Source organism: Actinoplanes sp. NBRC 103695 (assembly GCF_030269485.1).
Lineage (GTDB): Bacteria > Actinomycetota > Actinomycetes > Mycobacteriales > Micromonosporaceae > Actinoplanes.
Window position 1 is genome coordinate 1 of record NZ_BSTL01000115.1, and the last position, 954, is coordinate 954.

At 64.8% G+C, this 954-nt stretch carries 1 protein-coding gene; it reads right to left on the bottom strand.

Features of this window, described 5'->3' with window-relative positions; genetic code table 11:
* Positions 1-19: 19 nt before the first annotated feature.
* A protein-coding gene (locus QSK31_RS48505) for an IS5 family transposase (RefSeq protein ID WP_502873134.1) occupies positions 20-921 on the bottom strand; the annotation gives its coding sequence in 2 pieces (ribosomal slippage) (positions 20-553 and positions 556-921; 900 coding nt in all).
* Positions 922-954 lie beyond the last annotated feature (33 nt).

Below are 954 nucleotides of genomic sequence, written 5' to 3' on the forward strand. Positions count from 1 at the left end.
CTAGAGCGCATCTGACGGATCATGGTCGGCTCCGGTCGGGTTTGGCGCGGAGCCAGATCATGATCGAGGCGATGGTTACCGTTGCCTCGTAACGGTTTTTCAGCTTGTCGTACCTGGTCGCGACGGCCCGGAACTGCTTGAGGCGGTTGAAAGCCCGTTCCACCTGGTTGCGGTCTTTGTACCGTGTGGCGTTGAAGTTCAGCGGCCTACCGCCGCGAGATCCCTTCTTCGCCCGGCTCCTGCGCACATCATCGCGTTCCGGGATGGTGTGCGGGATCCGCCGGGCCCGCAGCGACCGCCGGTTCGCCTTCGACCCGTACGCCTTGTCCGCCAGCAGATGATCGAGCCGCTTACGGGGCCGGCCACGACCCTCGGGCCGTGCCACGGCCACGTTTTCGAGCAACGGCACCAGCTCTTTGGTGTCCGACGCCTGCCCTGGTGTGAGCCGAATGACCAGAGCCCGGCCGCGACCTTCACCGAGCAGGTGCAGTTTGGTGGTCAGTCCTCCCCGCGAGCGACCCATCCCTTGCACTGCCCTCGATTCGGCGGGACTCAGCCCCCTTTACGGGCACCCGCGGCGTGCTGGTGAGCACGCACGACGCTGGAATCGACCTGTGCAGACCAGTCGAGGTCCCCATCGGCGTCCGCGTTGGTCTGCAACCGCTTCAAAATCCTGGCCCAGGTGCCGTCCTGCTCCCAACGGGCGAACCGGTCGTAGCAGGTCTTCGCCGGCCCGTAGCGGTCCGGGATCTGGTCCCACTTCGCGCCGTTCTCGATCCGCCACAGAATCCCGTTGATCACCTGCCGGTGATCACGCCACCGGCCGCCACGCTGCGGGTCCATGCTCGGCAGCAACGGCTCAAGCCGTTCCCAGTCCTCATCAGTTAAATCACCAGCCACGACGAGACAACGATCGATCATCGCAACCGGTGATGATCCGTCAGATGCGCTCTA